The 1,824-nt window shown below is 59.9% G+C and carries 2 protein-coding genes and 1 pseudogene; 2 read left to right on the plus strand and 1 reads right to left on the minus strand.

The features are described from left to right. A pseudogene (locus tag ACOVRJ_RS06045) lies at window positions 1-361 on the minus strand (integrase); the annotation flags it as partial. A gap of 249 nt (window positions 362-610) precedes the next feature. Between ACOVRJ_RS06045 and ACOVRJ_RS06050 the strand changes: the two are divergent. Both ACOVRJ_RS06050 and ACOVRJ_RS06055 read left to right on the plus strand, forming a co-directional pair. Beyond that, window positions 611-946, plus strand: a complete 336-nt coding sequence (locus ACOVRJ_RS06050; RefSeq protein WP_422042990.1) for a pilin — start codon at window positions 611-613, stop codon at window positions 944-946. A 336-nt stretch (window positions 947-1,282) separates the two neighbouring features. Beyond that, window positions 1,283-1,645, plus strand: a complete 363-nt coding sequence (locus ACOVRJ_RS06055) for a pilin (RefSeq protein ID WP_422042991.1) — start codon at window positions 1,283-1,285, stop codon at window positions 1,643-1,645. Window positions 1,646-1,824 lie beyond the last annotated feature (179 nt).

A 1,824-nucleotide genomic window follows, 5' to 3' on the forward strand; every position in this document is an offset into this window, starting at 1 on the left:
TGCCCATGGCGCGGTCCACATCGACCAACAGCGCCACGTCGGCCGGCGTGTACAGGCGGGTGAACGGGTGACGTGACGCGCCGCAGTTCTTGACCAGCGGCTTGCCGGCGCCCCAACGTGAAACCAGCCGCGTGATCTGGGCCCGGCTGTAGCCGCTCAAACGCTGCAGATACGCCAGCACCGGGCCGCGGTCGGCGCGCGCCAGCCGCCGGTGGTCAAAGCGCTTGAGAACGGCCTCGATCCAGGCACAGCGATCCGCGTCGCCAGCCGCCGCCTGGAACTCCATCACCTGCGTGCCCGCCAGCACCTGGCGCACCTGCTCCAGCGTGCGCGCCTGCGCTTCGTTCATGTCGATCACCATCGATCCGATGATCGACTCGCGCCACCGGCGGGCTGCCTGCCAGCCCCCCCAATCGATGAGCTCAGCTTGCCGCCAGGCTCACTCCTCAGTGGAATGTGGCGCCCGGCTCCAGGCTCATGCCTCGTTGGACAAGACTCTCCCTTGACAACGCTGCGCAAGCCGTTACACTCGACGGTGGGGCGTAAGCTCTACGCCGCCTTGGAGCGTTTTCAACGGCACCAACTGCTTGTTTTTTAAGGAGTCATGTTCATGAAAGTTCAAAAAGGTTTTACGCTGATCGAGATGATGGTGGTCGTGGCGATCATCGGCATCTTGGCGGCCATATCGCTGCAAGGTTACACCCAGTACATGACACGAGCTGCCAACCGCGCTTGCCTGGCCGAGGGAAAAGCCTTCACCACCCAGTTGAACCTCTTCCAAGCCAATTCCGCCGCTTTACCGGACAAAAATTCTGTAGGGGCATGCGTGTCGCCAGTCGCGGGAACCATTGACGCAACCACTACTTCGGTCGCTTTCACGCCAAAAGCCCCGGGCAGTGGAACCATTACCTGTGCGGTAGCAACGCTTGTCTGTACCGGTCCTTAATCGGGTCGTTCGGGCCGGGCGATCGTCGCAGGGACAGCTCTGCTTCTGAATCGCAGGAGAGGGTCTCCGAAGCGACTGAGGCATCGCGGAGCACGAACATTTCGCGCTCCATGCACGCTGCACCGATCTGCAGCACCCCGGCTCTTGACGACCAGGTGCATGTCGAGAACGTCACGTCGCTTCAAGGCAACGGCCAGACCGAAGAGCTTTCACGACGAGATTGACCTCCCTTGACAACGCTGCGCCAATCGTTACACTCGACACTGGGGCTTGATTTGTGCGCCTTTCTGGCGCATCCTCAATGGCACCGAAGGTTTTTTTCAAGGAGCTAAGGACATGAAAGTTCAGAAAGGTTTTACGCTGATCGAGATGATGGTGGTCGTGGCGATCATCGGCATCTTGGCGGCCATATCGCTGCAAGGTTACACACAGTACATGACACGAGCTGCCAACCGCGCTTGCCTGGCCGAGGGAAGAGCCTTCATCACGCAGTTAAACCTCGCCCAAGCCAATTCTGCCACCTACCCCGTGGCAAGTACTTTATCAGCATGCAAGACCCAAACAGTAAACCACGGCTCAGGAAACGTCATCAATGAGGATACTTGGGCCGTGACCTTCTACCCAAAAGCGCCTGGGTCTGGAGCATATGGCTGTTTCACAGCGACATTGATCTGTAATCCGGACAATCAGGGAATGTAACACCACGAGCACAAGTTACGGCTCGGGAAGATGCGGCGAAGCCGTTGACCCGGAGATCTGGCGCGGGTCACGGGTCGGTATGAAGTTGCGCGGGCCTGCCGCCGACGAGGTGCGCCCGCACTTCTCCCTTTGCTCTTGATCGACGGCGGCCGGCCATGTCGGTCTATCGTCCTGCCCGC

It is taken from the genome of Roseateles sp. (genome assembly GCF_049240545.1).
Classification (GTDB): domain Bacteria; phylum Pseudomonadota; class Gammaproteobacteria; order Burkholderiales; family Burkholderiaceae_C; genus Paucibacter_A.